Annotated in this window: 17 protein-coding genes; 8 read left to right on the top strand and 9 right to left on the bottom strand. The window is 33.2% G+C overall.

What is annotated here, in order from left to right; genetic code table 11:
- Positions 1-66 precede the first annotated feature (66 nt).
- On the bottom strand, positions 67-432 hold the full coding sequence (locus GQR98_RS10355; RefSeq protein ID WP_159019429.1) for a hypothetical protein: 366 nt from the start codon (positions 430-432) through the stop codon (positions 67-69).
- Between the two features lie 235 nt (positions 433-667).
- On the opposite strand from GQR98_RS10355, the gene GQR98_RS10350 reads away from it, so the two are divergent.
- The 7 genes from GQR98_RS10350 (at position 668) to GQR98_RS10320 (ending at position 5565) form a co-directional block, all read left to right on the top strand.
- Positions 668-1231, top strand: coding sequence for a TetR/AcrR family transcriptional regulator (locus GQR98_RS10350; protein WP_159019428.1), 564 nt, complete (start codon positions 668-670; stop codon positions 1229-1231).
- A gap of 77 nt (positions 1232-1308) precedes the next feature.
- Positions 1309-1857: a carboxymuconolactone decarboxylase family protein gene (locus GQR98_RS10345; protein ID WP_042499949.1), complete on the top strand. Its 549-nt coding sequence runs from the start codon at positions 1309-1311 to the stop codon at positions 1855-1857.
- Between the two features lie 83 nt (positions 1858-1940).
- Complete coding sequence (locus GQR98_RS10340) at positions 1941-2249, top strand: EthD family reductase (protein ID WP_159019427.1); 309 nt, start codon at positions 1941-1943, stop codon at positions 2247-2249.
- A 50-nt stretch (positions 2250-2299) separates the two neighbouring features.
- Positions 2300-2965, top strand: coding sequence for a peroxiredoxin-like family protein (locus tag GQR98_RS10335; RefSeq protein WP_159019426.1), 666 nt, complete (start codon positions 2300-2302; stop codon positions 2963-2965).
- 49 nt (positions 2966-3014) lie between these two features.
- Positions 3015-3704, top strand: coding sequence for a haloacid dehalogenase type II (locus tag GQR98_RS10330; RefSeq protein WP_159019425.1), 690 nt, complete (start codon positions 3015-3017; stop codon positions 3702-3704).
- 56 nt (positions 3705-3760) lie between these two features.
- Positions 3761-4426 (top strand): DsbA family oxidoreductase, encoded by a 666-nt coding sequence (locus GQR98_RS10325; RefSeq protein ID WP_159019424.1) that lies wholly within the window; start codon positions 3761-3763, stop codon positions 4424-4426.
- A gap of 179 nt (positions 4427-4605) precedes the next feature.
- Positions 4606-5565 (top strand): tRNA dihydrouridine synthase, encoded by a 960-nt coding sequence (locus tag GQR98_RS10320; protein ID WP_159019423.1) that lies wholly within the window; start codon positions 4606-4608, stop codon positions 5563-5565.
- A gap of 42 nt (positions 5566-5607) precedes the next feature.
- On the opposite strand, the gene GQR98_RS10315 is transcribed toward GQR98_RS10320, so the two are convergent.
- The 8 genes from GQR98_RS10315 to GQR98_RS10280 form a co-directional block, all read right to left on the bottom strand.
- Positions 5608-5949 carry a DUF190 domain-containing protein gene (locus GQR98_RS10315; protein WP_159019422.1) on the bottom strand — a complete coding sequence of 114 codons (342 nt, stop codon included), beginning with the start codon at positions 5947-5949 and terminating at the stop codon, positions 5608-5610.
- Positions 5946-7250: a voltage-gated chloride channel family protein gene (locus tag GQR98_RS10310; RefSeq protein ID WP_159019421.1), complete on the bottom strand. Its 1305-nt coding sequence runs from the start codon at positions 7248-7250 to the stop codon at positions 5946-5948. The genes GQR98_RS10315 and GQR98_RS10310 overlap by 4 nt, the downstream gene beginning before the upstream one ends.
- Before the next feature lie 378 nt (positions 7251-7628).
- On the bottom strand, positions 7629-10619 hold the full coding sequence (secDF, locus tag GQR98_RS10305; protein WP_159019420.1) for a protein translocase subunit SecDF: 2991 nt from the start codon (positions 10617-10619) through the stop codon (positions 7629-7631).
- Between the two features lie 168 nt (positions 10620-10787).
- On the bottom strand, positions 10788-11396 hold the full coding sequence (locus GQR98_RS10300) for a hypothetical protein (protein ID WP_159019419.1): 609 nt from the start codon (positions 11394-11396) through the stop codon (positions 10788-10790).
- Between the two features lie 73 nt (positions 11397-11469).
- On the bottom strand, positions 11470-12396 hold the full coding sequence (gene mdh, locus GQR98_RS10295) for a malate dehydrogenase (protein ID WP_159019418.1): 927 nt from the start codon (positions 12394-12396) through the stop codon (positions 11470-11472).
- A 551-nt stretch (positions 12397-12947) separates the two neighbouring features.
- Complete coding sequence (locus GQR98_RS10290; RefSeq protein ID WP_159019417.1) at positions 12948-15494, bottom strand: TonB-dependent receptor plug domain-containing protein; 2547 nt, start codon at positions 15492-15494, stop codon at positions 12948-12950.
- The gene (locus GQR98_RS10285; RefSeq protein ID WP_159019416.1) at positions 15481-16395 is read right to left on the bottom strand and encodes a FecR family protein; all 915 of its coding nucleotides are present in this window, start codon (positions 16393-16395) and stop codon (positions 15481-15483) included. Before GQR98_RS10285 ends, GQR98_RS10290 begins: the two co-directional genes overlap by 14 nt.
- Before the next feature lie 55 nt (positions 16396-16450).
- Positions 16451-16972 (bottom strand): RNA polymerase sigma factor, encoded by a 522-nt coding sequence (locus tag GQR98_RS10280; protein ID WP_159019415.1) that lies wholly within the window; start codon positions 16970-16972, stop codon positions 16451-16453.
- A gap of 203 nt (positions 16973-17175) precedes the next feature.
- On the opposite strand from GQR98_RS10280, the gene GQR98_RS10275 reads away from it, so the two are divergent.
- The gene (locus GQR98_RS10275) at positions 17176-18234 is read left to right on the top strand and encodes a hypothetical protein (RefSeq protein WP_159019414.1); all 1059 of its coding nucleotides are present in this window, start codon (positions 17176-17178) and stop codon (positions 18232-18234) included.
- Positions 18235-18299: the final 65 nt, after the last annotated feature.

The following is an 18299-nucleotide window of genomic DNA, read 5'->3' as shown; positions in this document are numbered from 1 at the left end:
GACAGACAAGTAGAAGGCTTATAATTTAAGCCACTCACAACTAAAACGTTTGAGGAAATAAAAAAACTACTCCTTTTTCAAATAAGCTAAAGCTTCTTCACGGCTATTAAAAATTTTAACTGAGTCTCGAACAGCGCTATTAATATGCATAAGCATTTCGGTAGACATTAAAGCTCCCGGTGTAGAAGTTACAACTGCCGTAGTTTTTATTCCCTTTAACTTTCCTATAATTTTTTGAGCTTCGAAGGTGTAAGTGTAAGCGTGCTTTTTATTTACTAGTAAAGAGAATGGCGCATCGAGATTTGTAAGTAAAAAATCGTGATACTCATCAATATTTAGCTCATCCATTATCACGCCTTCGTTAATAATAACTTCCGCCAAGTTTGGGGAGAATATAGTTACACTCCCAAAAGATAGTTTGTAAACTTTCATTTCTTATTGCAATGCAAGTGTTAAACAAACTTTTACAAAAGCAAGCTTAACTGTTAGGGTTTATTTGCCTTTGTAAGATAATACTTTTTTATTAATTTTTATTTTTTCATAGAGATAACCTAAAGGCTTTTATCATATTGAGATAAAACACGTGTTTTTAATGAATTAATAAAAATTTGTTAAATATTTTTTTATTACTAACCGATTGTTTAGTTTTGTGCCGTACTTAGAAATAATGGCAAGAAAAAAAGAATATAACGAAGAGGAAGTAGTTGAGAAAGCAATGCGTCTATTTTGGCAAAATGGCTACGAGTCTACATCTATGCAAATGCTTGAGAAAGAAATGGGCATTAACAAGTTCTCGATATATTCTAGTTTTGGAAATAAACATGGTCTTTTTATTGAAAGCATCAAATGCTATAAAAGTAAAATCCGTGAGATGTTTGAAAACTTCAAAAACGCCTCTAATGGTATTGAAGATATTAAACAATTTTTCTACGATTCTGTTAGTTCTAGTTTTAAAAGCGACCAACAGAAAGGTTGTTTGGTAACCAACACGTATAATGAATTTTCGGAAACCGAAGATTTAATTATAAAAGAAGAAATGACTTCTTTTATGGATAATTTAAAAACATTATTTATAGAAAAGCTTAAAATGGATGCTTCTAAAGATGAAGACACCGTATTAAAACAAGCTAATTATTTAGTACTCGCAAAGCATGGTTTAGCAGCCGCGGCAAGGGTAAACAGCAAGAAAGAAATTGAAGATTATATAGAATTGACGTTTAAAAACCTCTAATCATTTTTTTTACACTATAACTAAACGAGTGTTTAGTTATTTTAAACAATTATTAAATTAAAAAGAAAACAAACATTATGACAACATTAAAAATTCACAACATCGAAAGTGCACCTGCAGAAAGTAAGCCATTATTAGAAAACTCTCAAAAAGCTTATGGAATGATTCCTGGTTTACACGGTGTATTAGCTGCATCTCCACAAATTCTTAAAGCATACCAACAATTACATGAGTTATTTGTTAGCTCGTCTTTCAACGAGAATGAATTAACTGTAGTATGGCAAACCATTAACGTAGAGCATGCATGTCACTACTGTGTACCTGCACACACAGGAATTGCAAAAATGATGAAAGTTGACGATTCTATTACTGAAGCGTTACGTAACGAAACACCTCTTGCAGATTCTAAATTAGAAGCACTTCGTACTATGACATTATCTATAGTTCGTAACCGTGGTAATGTATCTCAAGCAGATCTAGAAGCTTTTTACGCTGCTGGATATGGTGAGCAACAAGTTTTAGACATCATTTTAGGACTGTCTCAAAAAGTAATTAGCAACTATACAAATCACATCGCAAACACACCTGTCGATGATGCTTTTAAAAGTTTTGCTTGGAAAAAATAAAAATGTAGTCCCCTAAAACTACAATTTAATAGCTGTAAGCCTTCCTCCCATAAAGAGGAAGGTTTATTAATAAAAAACAAGACATGATTAAAATAACAGTAATGTACCCGAATACTGTCGATTTAAAATTCGACAAACCATATTACATTAAACAACACGGTCAATTATTAATTGATTTATTAGGTGATGCCATTATAGCTTCCGATGTTAATTTCGGACTAGCCGGAGCAACTCCAGACCAACCCGCTCCTTATGTGGTTATTGCTAATTTAGTATTTAAATCTATGGAAACGTTCCAGCAATCTTTCGGCGCAAATGCAGAAGCGATTTTAGCAGATCTTCCTAATTTTACAAATGTAAAACCACAAGTTCAAATTAGTGAAGTGGTTTAATTGTTCTTAATAAATAAGAAGTTACACTAACAGAATTAATACGTATAGAGATGGAAACAAATAAAAACAAAGGAGAATTAGATGCCTTATTAGACGTGCAACGTAAAGCAGGTATCGCAAAATTCACTAAAGAAAAAAATGAAATTTATGCCGATGGTATTACCAGCGTAGTAAACTCTGGCATACTAGACAAAGCATTAAACGTTGGAGATAAAGCGCCAAATTTCACATTAAACAACGCTTTAAATCAACCTGTTTCCCTATACAATACACTAGAAAATGGTCCTGTAGTTTTAACTTGGTACCGCGGTGGTTGGTGTCCCTACTGCAATATCACGCTACATCATTTACAAGAACACTTACCCGAGTTTAAAAAAGCCGGCGCAACGCTTTTAGCTTTAACTCCGGAATTGCCTGATAACTCGTTGAACACTTCAGAAAAAAACAATTTAGAATTTACCGTTTTAAGTGATATTGGTAACACCGTTGGAAAAACATACGGGGTTGTATTCGAACTTACTAAAAAAGTTGCTTCTATCTACCAAGAAGGATTTGGTTTAAACCAAAAAAACGGAGATAATAGTAATGAATTACCTCTAGCTGCGACTTATGTTATTGATAAAAAGGGCGTAATTCAATATGCCTTTTTAGATGCCGATTATAAAGAAAGAGCTGAATCGAAAGAAATAGTATCTGCATTAAACAAGTTAAAGTAAAACCTCGCTAAAAACTATTAGTTTTATTTTTTAACAAAAACATATCATAATGGAAACCAAGCAAAAACCTGAAGTATTATTTTTTGACGTTAACGAAACACTTTTAGATCTTACTAAAATGAAACGGTTAGTTGGAGATTCTCTAGGCGGAAACGAAGACTTACTCCCGTTATGGTTTACCACCATGTTACAATATTCGTTAGTTGTTTCGGCTAGCGGTCAATACAAACCTTTTGGACACATTGGTGCTGCCGCTTTACAGATGGTAGCAGCCAATCATGATATTAAAATTTCTGAAGATGAAGCTCGTAAAACCATTATATCTGGTTTACGCGATTTACCTGCTCATCCAGAAGTAAAAGATGCTTTATTAGCATTAAAACAAGCCGGCTATACTTTAGTTGCTTTAACCAATTCTTCGGAAGAAGGCCTGGCTAAGCAATTTGAAAGCGCCGGATTAACAAATTATTTCGAAGCACAATTAAGTATTGAAGGTGCTGGTAAATTTAAACCCTTTACGGATACTTATACTTGGGCAGCAAACCAACTGAACGTAAAACCTGAAGACTGCATGCTAATTGCAGCACATGGTTGGGATGTTGCTGGTGCACTTTGGGCCGGATGGCGTGCTGCTTTTGTGAGCAGACCAGGACAACAAACGTTTCCGCTTGCTCCAAAATCTGAAATTGAATTACCCAATTTAAAACAAGTGGCAGATATTCTTGTTACTTATAAATAGGTTTAAAAATCCCAACTAAACATTGGTAATAATAAACCACAAAATTAGATAGTAAAATGAAAGAAAAACTTAAAATAGATATCGTATCAGATGTTGTATGCCCATGGTGCACCGTTGGATATAAACGTTTAGAAAAAGCGATAAAAGAATTAGGGGTTGAAGATCAAGTAGACATTGAGTGGCAACCTTTTGAATTAAACCCGAACATGCCAGCTGAAGGCCAGGATTTACAAGAGCATATTGCTGAAAAATATGGTTCTACAGATGAGCAACAAAACGAATCGAAACAACGTATGGTCGAAGCTGGTGAAGAACTTGGTTTTACTTTCGATTATTTCGAAGGCATGCGTATGGTTAATACCTTTGAAGCTCATATTTTATTAGAATATGCAAAATATTTCGGTAAACAAACCGAACTAAAAATGACGCTTACTAAAGCCTTTTTTACAGACCATAAAGATGTTTCTAAACGCGATGTTTTAAAACAAGCTTTATTAGATGTCGGTTTAGATGCTGAAGAAGGTTTATCAAAATTAGATAATGAAGACATTCGTTCTGAAGTAAAAACCAAAGAAGGTTATTGGCAACAATTGGGCGTAAACTCTGTTCCTACTGTTGTTTTCAATAGAAAAAGTGCCGTAACTGGAGCACAACCTGTAGATACTTTTAAACAAGTATTAACCGAATTATTACAAGCTCAAAACGCTGCTGTTTCCGAATAGGTTCTTTTTTAGCTTTCAAAATAAAACATTAAATTTTAACGCGTTTATAAGCCATGGTATTACATAAATCATGGTTTACGAACGCGTTTTTTATTTGTGATATGTTGAATCAAAATCATTAAAAATCTTTCTACCAAGCCATAAAAGATATAACTATATTTGCGCTTCATAAAACACAAATGGCTTTTACTTTACTTTCCTCTCCATTACAGGGGTTTACAGACTTTAGATTTCGTAATGCTTTCCATCATTATTTTGGAGGTATCGATACGTTTTATTCACCATACATTAGGCTAAATGGTAAGTTTAAAATTAAAAGCTCTTATCAAAACGATTTGCTTCTAGAGAACAATGACACCTTAGAAGTAATTCCGCAAATTATAACCAACGATGCCGAAGAGTTTTTGTTTGTTGCCAAATATGTACAAAGCTTAGGTTACAAAGAATTGAATTGGAATTTAGGTTGCCCATACCCTATGGTTGCAAAATCTGGAATGGGTTCTGGTTTAATTTGCAACCCTGGCAAAATTGATAATATTTTAGAACGCGCGCACAAAGAAACCGATATTTTAGTATCTATGAAAATGCGTATGGGTTACGACAATGCTGAAGAAATACTAGATGTATTTCCTATTTTAGATCAATACCCCCTTAAAAACATAGCTATTCATGCACGTATTGGAAAGCAACTCTATAAAGGTCCTGTAGATTTAGATGCCTTTGAACGCTGTATTACAAGCACCAAACATAAACTCTATTACAATGGTGATATTACTAGTGTTGAAGCTTTTAAAAGTATACAAACGCGTTTCCCTAGTTTAGATCATTTTATGATTGGTCGTGGCTTAATTGCTGATCCCTTTTTACCACAAATGATAAAAGACGATACTACGGAATATCCTAAAGACCGTTGGGATATTTTTGAAGAATTCCACAATACCATTTATAGCCAGTACGATGAATATCTTTCTGGACCAACACCTATTAAAATGAAAATGTTAGGCTTTTGGGAATTCTTTTCGCAATCTTGCTCAAACCCTCAGAAAACATATAAAGCTATAAAGAAAGCCACCAATCCTTTTAAATACAAACAAGCTGTTAGTATGATTTTGGCTAATGAACGTAAATTGAAAAACTAAATAATATTTAACGTTTACTTTGAAGTTTTACTATAAAGGGGATTATTTAATTAAGACTTCATTCTTAACCATAACAACTTTAGTGTCTTTGAGAAATGCTTTTTGTTCATCTAGAAATTGATTTATTTTAATTTCAGAATCTACTATTTCAATAAGATGTGGATGTTTGCTATGGCGAATTTCACTTATTCCCCAATTTACTTTTTGGTTATTTAAATAGCCCTTGCTTACATTAAGGTGCAATACTTGTTCCAATCCGAAGGTTTTCGCTCGTTTTATAAGTTCGGTTGAAAAATCGGAAGCATACATTTTTTTCCAAAATGACTGATTGTTAATCTTCTGACCATACTCAAAATAGATACGTATCGTAATTAAATCTGTCATTTCTTAGTTCGTTTTTTATTTATTTCAGATAAAGAAAGTCCTTTTTCACCTTTGAACAATTTGTGTTTCGGGCTACCAATAATTTGAGAAGCATACACTCCTGAATGCCCCGAGAACAAATATGCAGTAGAACAAGCCAAGGCTATAAAAACACCAGATTCTATTCCAAAAAGTTCAATTCCCATAATAGTACAGGCAATTGGTGTGTTGGTTGCTCCTGCAAAAACCGCGACAAATCCCATACCTGCAAGTAAAGCCATAGGTAGCGGAATAAACCAGATTAGCACATTTCCTAAGGCTGCACCTATAAAGAACAAAGGAGTGACTTCACCTCCTTTAAATCCTGCTCCGAGAGTGAAAGACGTAAATAAAAGTTTTAACAGAAAATCGTAAGAATTCAGGTTAACATCAAAAGCCTCTACAATAGTAGGAATACCAAGACCAATATACTTTGTTGTGCCCATAAAATAAATAGCAATAGCCAATATAGTACCACCTATTACTGGCCTAAGCGGAGGATACTTTATGTACTTACCAAAAAGATTGCTCCAAAAATGAGTCGATTTAGAAAACAACATGGCTACAAGTCCGAAAATAATACCAGCCAATAAGCACCATAATAAATTTATAGGTGTCATTTCTGCCACGGTATTAATATGATAATGGGTGTGGGATACATTCCAAATTTCGCAAAAATAATTTGCAAAAACAGCAGACATAAAACTCGGTATAATAGCATCTAATCGCAATCTACCCAATACCAAAACTTCCAATGCAAAAATACCGCCTGCCAATGGTGTTCCAAAAACAGAAGCAAAACCTGCACTAATACCGGCAATTAAAACAATTTTACGATCGCGTTTTGAGAACTTTAAAACCTTGGTAAACCTATCGGCAATAGCGCCACCTATTTGTACCGCAGTACCTTCTCGTCCGGCAGAACCTCCAAAAAAGTGCGTAATAATGGTACCAAATAACACGAGTGGTACCATTCTAAATGGAATTATTTTTTTAGGTGAATGAAATTCTTCTAACAACAAATTATTTCCCTTCACCACACTACTTCCGTAATAATGGTAAGATAAACCAATAACCAAGCCACCAACAGGTAATAAGGATATAACCCATAAATGAGATTCTCGCCAATTTGTAGCCCACTCTAAACTTAATAGAAAAAAAGCAGAAACACTACCTGCTAAAACACCAAGTGTTAAACAGATTAAAACCCATTTTAGGAGATATAGCAAAGAGGGAATTTGTTCAAATGAGAATAAAAAATCTTTAATTTCGTTTTTTTTCATAGTGCTTTAAATGTATGATTCTACAGAGACATAAGTCTATTAAAGTAGATGTCATTAGCTCTAAGCAGAACCGTTACAAGCAAACCTCATTGCCAAATTTGAAATGCAAATATAAATAAAAAAACGTTTTACGCTGTGCCATATCTAGTATTGCTAATTGGCAGATGTTAATATTGCTTACAAAAGCCAATAACCCTAGCAACACGTACGTTAGGGATTGAACGGCTTGTTTGAGCTCTTTTTGTGTGGTTGCACCTATGCAACACAAAAAAGCGAGTAGTGAAAGCCCGACCCTTTTCGGGTAACGTCCAAAACCTTTAAAATATAAAAAGCCCGCCAACTTACGCTGACGGGCTTTTATAAAAAAAAGAGTTTGAGTTAGTCTTCTTCTTTCTTTTTTCCTTCTAATTTATTTACAGTATCATACATTACTGGTGTTGCTATAAAAAGCGACGAGTATGTACCTACTATTACACCTACTATTAAGGCGAACATGAAACCTCTAATAGAATCTCCACCGAAGATAAAGATTGCTAATAACACTACTAATGTTGTTAAAGAAGTATTTAATGTACGGCTTAATGTACTGCTTAATGATGCATTTACAACGCGATCGAATTTCCATCCTGTGTGCTCGTTGAAGAACTCACGCACTCTATCGAATACTACCACGGTATCATTTAATGAATATCCAATTACGGTTAATATTGCTGCTATAAACGCTTGATCGATTTCCATTGAGAATGGCATGAATTTGTACGTTAAAGAGAATACACCTAATACGATTAATACATCGTGGAATACAGCTGCTACTGCACCAAGTGAGTATTGCCATTTTTTAAATCTGATTAAGATATAAAGGAATACTACGATTAATGATCCTAAAACCGCCCAGAATGATTCTTGCTTGATATCATCAGCAATAGTAGGACTTACTTTATCTGTTTTTAATAATCCTACTGTTTTTGTATCAGCATCGCTAATAAACTCCTCGTAAGTAAGACCTTCGAAATACGGTTGTAACGCTGTATAAAGGGTTTTACGAATTTGCTCATCTACTTCAGATCCTGTTTCTTCTACTAAGTATTTTGTAGTAATTTTAACTTGGTTAGCATCTCCAAATATTTTAGCGTTTGCACTACCAAAGACATCTGGGCTAGAAAGTACACCTGTAATTTCTGAAGCACTAACATCGTGATTAAAACGAACTTGGTACGTTCTACCTCCAACAAAATCAACACCTTGATCTAAACTGTTTGTAAATAAAGATCCTAAACTCACTACGATGAATACACCTGAAATGATGTAAGCAATTTTACGTTTCGATAAGAAATCGATACGGATATCACGGAATAAGTTTTTAGTGATTGGTGTAGAGAATGCTAAGTTTCCGCCACGGTTAGAATACCAGTCTATTAGTAAACGTGTGATGAAAATTGCAGTAAATAATGATGTACCAATACCAATGATTAAGGTTGTTGCGAAACCTTTAATTGGTCCTGTACCAAATATAAATAAGATTAATGCTGTTAAACCTGTAGTAATGTTGGCATCTAAGATTGAAGATAAAGCATTGCTAAATCCATCTTGAATCGCTTCTTTTTGACCTTTACCTTTGGCAAGCTCTTCTCGAATACGCTCAAAGACCAGTACGTTTGCATCGACCGACATACCAATTGTTAATACAATACCGGCAATACCAGGTAATGTTAATACAGCACCTAATCCTGAAAGGATACCGAAGATTAAAAGAATGTTTAATGCCATCGCAACATCTGCAAATGCACCAGCTTTACCGTAGTAAAATACCATCCATATTAATACTAATGCTAAAGCAATCATGAACGACATTTTACCGCTATCAATAGCTTCTTGACCTAAAGATGGTCCAACAACTTCACTTTGAATAATATCTGCAGAAGCAGGTAATTTACCAGCACGTAATACGTTTGCTAAATCGATTGCTTCGTTTAAGCTAAAGTCTCCAGAAATTGAAGAGCTACCACCTGCAATTGGCCCGGTTGTTACACCTGGAGCAGAATACACAACGTTATCTAAAACAATTGCAATTTGACTCCCTTGCGTGTATGCGTTACCAGTCATTTCTTCCCAGATTTTAGCACCTTTAGCATTCATTTGCATTGAAACCTCAGATTTACCTGTTGCTCCAAATTGGTTTCTAGCATCTGTAACTACAGCTCCACTTAATTCTGGTTCGTTTTCTCTGTTTCCTTTTAAAGCATATAAGTCTAATAACTCACTTCCCTTTTTAGGTTTTCCGAATACAAATTTTGCGTAACGTTGCTCTGCTGGAAGTAAAGCACGTACTTGAGCCATACTTAAGTAGTTCTCGATAGTTTCTTTATCTTTTGCTTCAAATTGAGCTATAATCGGTCCGCCTTGGTAACCTTGGCCTCTAATTAAATCGAATATTGGGTTAACCGTAGATACTGCAGTAGAATCTGTTTCTGCTTCACCTAAAAGATCGTCGATTGCAGAATCTGCATCTTCAGTATCTTGTGGCTCTTGCTCTGCTGTTTCTGTTTTTGGAGAAACGATATCTTTTAATACTTCGTTAGCTTGCGCTAAAAACGGGAAAAACTGCTCACCTTTATAAGCATCCCAAAATTCTAATTGTGCTGTACTTTGTAATAATTTAATAGCACGCTCTTTATCTTTTACACCTGGTAACTCTACTAAAATACGACCAGAAGTTCCGATACGTTGGATAGTTGGTTGTGTTACACCAAACTCATCGATACGTTTACGTAAAACCTCGAATGCAGAAACTACAGACTCATCAATTTTAGTTGAGATGATGGCTTTAACCTCATCATCCGTCATGTTACCACTAATTTCACCATCTAATGCTTTTGTATAAAAAATATCTGGTGAAGCTAATTTAGTATCTCCTTTAATTTTATCGAAAGCGATGAAGAAATCTTCTAAATATGTATTCTGACTGTTTTTTTGAATTTCAGCAGCATCATCTAAAGCCTTGTTGAATACAGGATCTTTAGTATGGTTAGCTAATCCTTTCAAGATATCTCTAATAGATATTTGAAGTGTAGCACTAATACCACCTTTTAAGTCTAAACCTAAATTCATGGCTTTTTGTTTCACTTCGTTGTAAGTGAATTTTGCGATACCCATATTAAATACGGTATCTGTAGCGATAGCCTCTAAATAAGCAGTCTCTTCGGCGCTACGTTTTGCACGGTAACCTTCTTCGGTATCGGCAATTTTACTAATCGCAATCTCTTCGGCTGCGTTTTCAATTTGTTTCGCTTTAAACGTGAATGATAATTGGTAGATACTTACCAAACCAAACAAAAGCGCAAATAGTTTTACTAATCCTTTATTTTGCATTGTTGTAATTTTAGTGTGTGTCAAAACTTTTTCGACGCGCAAATATATTATTTACGGTCAATATTTGACACTTTTTAGGTTGAAATTGATTGTGTTTGAAATTTTTAATAAAACATGAAAGGCTTTTTACATGCACTAAAGCATCTAAAACCTAACAAACCCATTGGTTTAGCAAGTTGGTCCTGCCCTGCCTTCGGGTATTTTATGAAGATTATTTTCGGTAGAAATTGAAATATTTCTACGCACTTTATAAGCCGTTTTAATGGTGTTATTTTCTAACGAAACATTTACAACTTCTATAAAGAAGAAAATATTTGGATCTGAGAAACGATCACTTTTAGTATCGGTAGTTAATACGCACTTACCATCTAGATCCCAACCAGATGTATTTGCATTCTGAATTTCGAAAACATCGAGATTATAGGCAATATTTGGTGTTTGGGTAGGTAATTCTGTTTTTCTATTGTTTTTACTGAAAGTTTTATTTTCTAAATCTTTAGCAAAAGTTTTTTTAATACTAGCAACATCGGCATCACTGTAGTAGGTGATTTTCAATTTTCCTTGAGCCGTTTGCTGTACTTTTATTTGATTTGCACCAAGCGCTTGTAGTTGCTGCTTTACGTGTGCTACCGCTGTTTGAGCTTCATTTGAAGTAACCTCAACATGATTAAACTCTAATACAATTTCCTGATTAGGTACATTGAATTCCTGCTGAGATATAACAGCCAAGAAACTCAAAATAAAAATTATAGCACCTATGTACCTTTTTAATTGCATGCGGCAAATATAAAAAAATAAAGGCTGTATTGCTACAGCCTCTATATATTTATGTAAATTAATGGTTGTAAGACTATAATTCTAATAAACCATTAGTTTTTGTTACACCTTCTGCACTTGCTTGCATGTGTGCTTTTTCAGCATCACTTAAAGGAATATCGATAATTTGCTCGATACCGTTTTTACCTAAAATTACAGGTACACCAATACAAATATCGTTTAATCCGTATTCACCTTCTAAATAAGTTGAACATGGGAACATTTTCTTTTGATCACAAGCAATAGCTTGAACTAAACCACTTACTGCAGCACCTGGTGCATACCAAGCAGATGTTCCTAATAAACCTGTAAGTGTTGCTCCACCAACTTTAGTATCTGCAGCAACTTGCTCTAAACGCTCTTCGCTTAAAAACTCAGAAACTTTAATAGAATTTCTTGTAGCATGAGATGTTAATGGCACCATACCTTTATCACTATGACCACCAATTACCATACCGTCAACATCGCTAATAGGTGATTCTAAAGCTTCTGCTAATCTATATTTAAAACGAGCCGAATCTAAAGCGCCTCCCATACCAATAATTCTGTTTCTTGGTATATCCAGAGATTTATGAGCTAAATACGTCATAGTATCCATAGGGTTACTTACAACGATAAGAATCATATTTGGAGAATGCTCCAATAAACTTGTTGATACAGCTTTTACAATCCCAGCGTTTATACCAATTAATTCTTCACGAGTCATTCCTGGTTTACGAGGAATTCCAGAAGTAATTACACAAATATCACTACCTGCTGTTTGGCTATAATCGTTAGTTACACCAGTGATTTTTGTATCAAAACCGTTTAATGATGCGGTTTGCATTAAATCCATGGCTTTACCTTCAGCATAACCTTCTTTAATGTCCAACAAAACAACTTCTGATGCGAAATTTTTAATTGCAATATATTCTGCGCAACTTGCGCCTACTGCTCCTGCTCCTACTACAGTTACTTTCATAAGTTTAATTTTAATAAAATTATTTAATATTTAGTCGACAAAACCCTTAAAAAACAGAATTGGTGTCAAGCAAATTTACGAATTTATCTTCTATTTCTTTAACAAGAACGCATATAAATACCCTACTTTTTGAAATAAAAAAAGTGCAGAATAATTTCTGCACTTTTTTAACAACTAACTAAACTAAACTAAATAAAACTAAACTTTTAACTAAACTTTTAACTAAACTTTTCTTTCACAAAACTCAATTCAAAACCTTTTAAAAAGATCTATAAATGAGTGATATTATTTTTAAAATTAAGCCAAAACTGACTTAATTGAAATTTACTCTTTATGGCTAAAATTGATAATATAAATATTCTTTAAATTATGACTATTAAAATTCATTTAAACTCAAAATTTTATTCCTTTTTGCAAGAATAACATATTTTGACGCTAAAGTTTTTATAATCACTGTCTTAGCTGAAGCAAAGATACACTTATTTTTACATTACACAACATTTAAGCGGTAAAAAATGTATTTAATCGAATTTATTATGTTTTTTATCGGATTAAAAATTGAATCTAAGACTTAAATTAGGAGTTAAATCAAGGGATTTGTTATCTATTTGAATGGCAGTATTAGAGTCTTCTGGATTAACTTCATAATACCTATTTATAACATTCTGCGTACCTATAACATTAAATACACCTGCTCTTAAAGCGCCATCCACAGTTTCTGTAACTCGGAATGTATAATTTATTGAAGCATCTAATCGTATAAAATCATCGAGATTAGAACTGTTTGGATCACTATAATTCACCAAAACATTATTTCCATCCCTAACCGTCTCATCTCCTTCAACAGGTTTGGTGTAAGGCTGGCCTGAACGCCACATACCACCAACAGATAGTTCTAACTGCTTTAAAACATTATAATTTACAGCTAACGATACCGAATGCCGTATATCTACATTGTTAGGAAAAACAGATGGACTGAAACTTTGAAATTTATAATTATTTTGACTGTAAGTATAGCTAAGCCATGCACTATACTTATTGGCTGTTTTATTAATTAAAAACTCAGCACCTTTTGCCGTATAGTTTCCGGTGGCATTAACAAACTGAAAATTATTATAAAACCCTTGGTTTAAAGCCGTAATACCATCAACTTGTTTATAGAAGCCTTCAACATCCATTAACCAATTATTTTTATTAAACTCGAAACCTAAAGACACTTGTTTACTTTCAGATATTGGAATATCATTTTCGTTTGCCAGAATCCATCTTCTATTTTCAACACCTAAAAAATTGTCCTGAAAATCAATAATTTGATTTGCCGATTGATTTTTAAATTCGCCTTGTAGCTTAAATGCTATTTGTTGTGATAGTTTTTGCCTAAAATTTAATCGCGGCTCAATAATGAGTTTATTAAATTTCTGAAAATAATTCCCTCTTACACCTACTCGTAAATATGTATTGTTTTTATAAAATTCAATTTCACTGAACAAGGCATGATTTAGAAGAACATCTTTTTTCGTTTTCTCGTAAGATGGCGCACTTACCGTGGTTTCATTCAAAATACCAATTTCACTAAATTGATAACCGTTTAAAAAGTGCAAATATTCATTGATCTTATACTTTGTATTCAGCTTAAAACCGGTTTCTAATACTTCGTTTGCTTGGGTTAGTTGCTGGTTGGTTTCAATTCTATTATCTGTTGCATCTACATTGTAGTTTGAATAAAAAGCAGAGGTTTCTGTCGTGAACCTATCATTCCACGTAGCATTCCAACTTCCACCAAAACCAATATTATCTTGCTGTAAATTACTCGTTTTAGAATTTACATTATCGTCATTATCCGAATATACCTCTGTATAATCTAAATTATTATTAATACCAATTACGTTTGCACGAAACTGATGATTTTCATTTAAATCGAACAATAATTTTGCCGTATAATCGTAAAAGAAAAAATCTGAACTTCGGTTACCATCACTTATGTTATCACTATTAGTTGTTAACTCACTATCCTGAAAACTACGTTCAAAATAATTATCATAAGTTGGTGAATTAAAAACATCAGTAAACGAGCGTCTACCAGAAACATGTAAAGCCAACTTTTCACTAATAGGTATTTCTAAAAACACATCGGCATGCATTAAATTAGCTCCAAAACCTCCAGAAAACGTATTGTTTATTTCATTTTTAGTAGACATATTAATGGTACTAGAAACACCATCACTAAACTCACTTGGCGTTCCATTTTTAGTAACCACGACTTGGTTTGTTAGATACGGATTATAAGCAGACATTAAACCAAAAAAGTGTCCTGAATGATACATTTTAATACCATCCCAAAGTATTAAGTTCTGGTCGTTTGTACCACCACGCACATTAATATTAGCAATACTTTCATTTACGCTTTCTACACCAGGTAAAGCTTGTATAGACTGCAAAACATCGGGATCTGTCAACCCTGGTAACACTCCAAATTTAGCTGTATTTAAAACCGTACTTCCATCAATACGTTTCTGCAAACCTGTTGTTAAAAACTTAGATATTAATATTTTATTAAGCGCTTGGTTTTCTTCTTCCATAGTTATGGTTTTACAAAAACCATCTATAGATCTCAACTCAATAGCTTTAAATGTTAAAGATTTAAACCCTAAAAAACGAATCTCTATTGTTTCATTAATGGGAATATTATTTAACTGAAATCGACCTTCTATATCCGTAATAACACCTCTGGATCTATTATTAATTACCACGGAAGCTCCAAGCAAAGGCAACTGCTCTACGTTATCTATTAAAATACCACAAATCGCAATAGTTTTCTCGATGGTAGAAATGGTAATATACCGTTCGCTAAGTAATTTGAAATTTAAACTGGTAGTCGCATTTAACCTGTTTATTATAAATTGAAGAGATTCGGAATTTTTTATTGAATCAACAAAAACCTGATCTACATCTGTTACCGAATACGAAAACTTAACATCAAATTTGGTTTCAATTTCAGCAATAACATCTATTAACGGCTTCTTATCTTGAGATTGAAATCCGAATGAAAAGAAACCACTGAATAAAATTAAAACGACACAAACTTTAGTTAGATTCATAGTTATAAAACTCAACGTTTTTCCCCGTTATGTTATAGCTTAATTTAAGCGGAATAGTTACAGATTGCAGCGCTATGTTTTTATCGTTATGAGTAAAAGTTCCAGAAAACATTTGTTCTGTATCAATTTTACCCGCATCGATAACAATATCATACTGAACTTCTAGCTCGTTTATTACTTGCCACAACGGCACCTCACTAAAACTAGATTCTTTAGCCAACCATGATGGAATTTCAGCATTAAAAGGCTTAACCTCTAGAAGTTCTCCATGAACAAATCTTACAGATTTGCCTGGTGTTAAAATGGTTTTATTATTTTGATGTGTAACACTTACAGAACCTTCGTAACATTGTACTTCAAAATAATTATCGCGTTCCTTAACATTAAATTGCGTTCCTAAAACCTGAATACTTCCAGCATCGGTAATTACAGTAAATTTCTCACCTTTTGTTACTTTAAAAAAAGCTTCACCTTTTAAGGTTAAACTTCTATTTTGTTTCCATTCCTTTTTGTTAAAAGCCAATTCAGATTGTGCATTTAATATCACTTCAGAATTATCGGGTAATTGTAGAGTTTCGGTTTGAGCAATTTCAGTTGAATAAGATTCCGTATTATTAAAAAACAAAAAGTAAGATGATGTTAACAAAACAACCAATACAGCTGCAACCTTCATGAACATTTTAAAGTTTAATGGAACAACCTTGGTTTCTTCTTTTTTAAATGATCTTTTCTTAAAATCGGCCAGAGCTTGTTCTGCATCTATTTTTGGCACTTCAATCTGTTTAGAATAGAAGCCCATTTTTTCTAGAGTCGAAAAATCTTCCGAAGGATATTTGTTCTTAATATCTTCCAAAGATATTTCACCTTCAAACCATTTTAATATGTCGTTTTTTTTATTCATCTTTTACACTATACAACTATAAGACACCTTATTATTTATTTACCCTATTAAAAAATTAAATTTTTAAGTCTTCAATTTTACTTCTCAATACTTTTAAGGCTGCCGACATTCGTTTTTCAACTGTTTTTTGAGATATATCTAGTAATTCGGCTATCTCTCTATACTTTTTATCTTCTATTCTATTCAATAAAAAAACCTCCCGTTGTTCTGGGCTTAAGTTCTCAATAACCAACATAAGCTTCTGCTTAAACTCATCTTCTTCCATTAAATATTCTGGGTTCAAATTGGTTTCATCTAAATATGGCGATTCTTTTGCATAATTTAGCACCACCTTTTGGTGACGAATAGTATTTAAAAATAAATTATTAACCGTGGTAAAAAGATATGTTTTGGCTTTAGAAAAATCTATTTTAGAACAATTTTCCCAAATTTTAGCAAATGCATCTTGTACATAATCTAAAGATGCATCACTATTTCCACACTTATAAAAGGCAAAATTACTTGCGGCCTGAATATGTTTTGTGTAAAAGGTGTTGAAATGAGATTCTTCGCAAAGTTTATGCTTGGGGCTATTCATAAATTTTATACAAATTGATATGCGGTAAAAATATAACAAAAAAAACCAACAACAATACACACTGATAAACAGTGACTTATATTTAATTTCAAATATTTTATAAAAAATCGTAGGGTAAACTTAAATCTAAGGGTCTTAATTACAGAACGGCGAAAAAAACAGCTGTGAAAAAGAAAATTATAAAAACCCTAAAAATTAAAAACATGAAAAATTTAAAATTATTAACAGCAATCCTACTAACATCAATTATGAGTTTCACATCTTGTCAAGATGAAATTGATAACGAAAACGGACAAAACCCAAATACAAATTCTGCAACATCACCTACAGCAAATAACTTAGAGCGCTCGTCTATGTATGATGGTAGTTTTGATGATTTTTTAGATGGGGTATCTTGTTCGTCTATTTTATTTCCTTTAACTGCAACAATTAATAACACAGAAATTACTTTAATTAGTCAAGCAGATTACCAACTTGTTTTAAATATTTTAGGACAGTTTACAAATGATGATGACAGCATTGAATTTCAATTCCCTTTAACAGTTAAACTAAGTAACTATACTGAAGTACAAGTAACAAACCAAACAGAATACGATGCGCTTATTGATGCTTGTGAAACAGCAGAAAGCGAAGCTGAAGATGCTATAAACTGCATCAATATCGATTTCCCAATTACAATTTTAACTTACGATTTAAGCGCAGAACAAACCGGAAGCGTTGTTATAGAGTCTGAACAACAATTGTACACTTACATGAATAATTTTGACGACGATGCTTTATTTTCAATAAACTACCCTATTACTGCAACATTAACAGGAGAAAGCAATACCGTAATTGAACTTAGTAGCGATGCGGATTTACAAACTGCAATTACAAATTGTTTAGAAAATGATGAAGCTATGGAAGAGGCAGAAGAAAATGCAGACACTTTAGAAAGCATTTTAGTTGATGGCGTTTTTAAAGTAGAATCTTTTATATCTGCTAGTGTTAACACCGCAAATGACTATGCCGATTACACTATCGATTTTGCTAACGATTTAAGTTGTACAGCAGAAAACACAGTGAACACAACCATTAACGACATTGAAGGCACTTATACCGTAGCATCTGAGCTTGAAGTATTTTTAAATTTAACTTTTACAGGAAACACATCTTTCGAATTATTAAATAATACTTGGGAAGTTACAAGTTATTCTCAAAGTTCTATCTCTCTGCAAAGCTCAACAAATTCAGCTATTACATTAGTTTTAACTCAAATTTAAAAACTAGTTTAGCATTTGTTCCGTAAGTTATGGTAAAAGCAGCTGTCTATTTATAGGCAGCTGTT

Source organism: Algibacter sp. L3A6 (assembly GCF_009796825.1).
In the GTDB taxonomy this organism is placed as follows: Bacteria; Bacteroidota; Bacteroidia; order Flavobacteriales; family Flavobacteriaceae; genus Algibacter.
The sequence above is the reverse complement of the archived record's forward strand: the minus strand, read 5'-3'. Positions and strand labels throughout refer to the sequence as shown.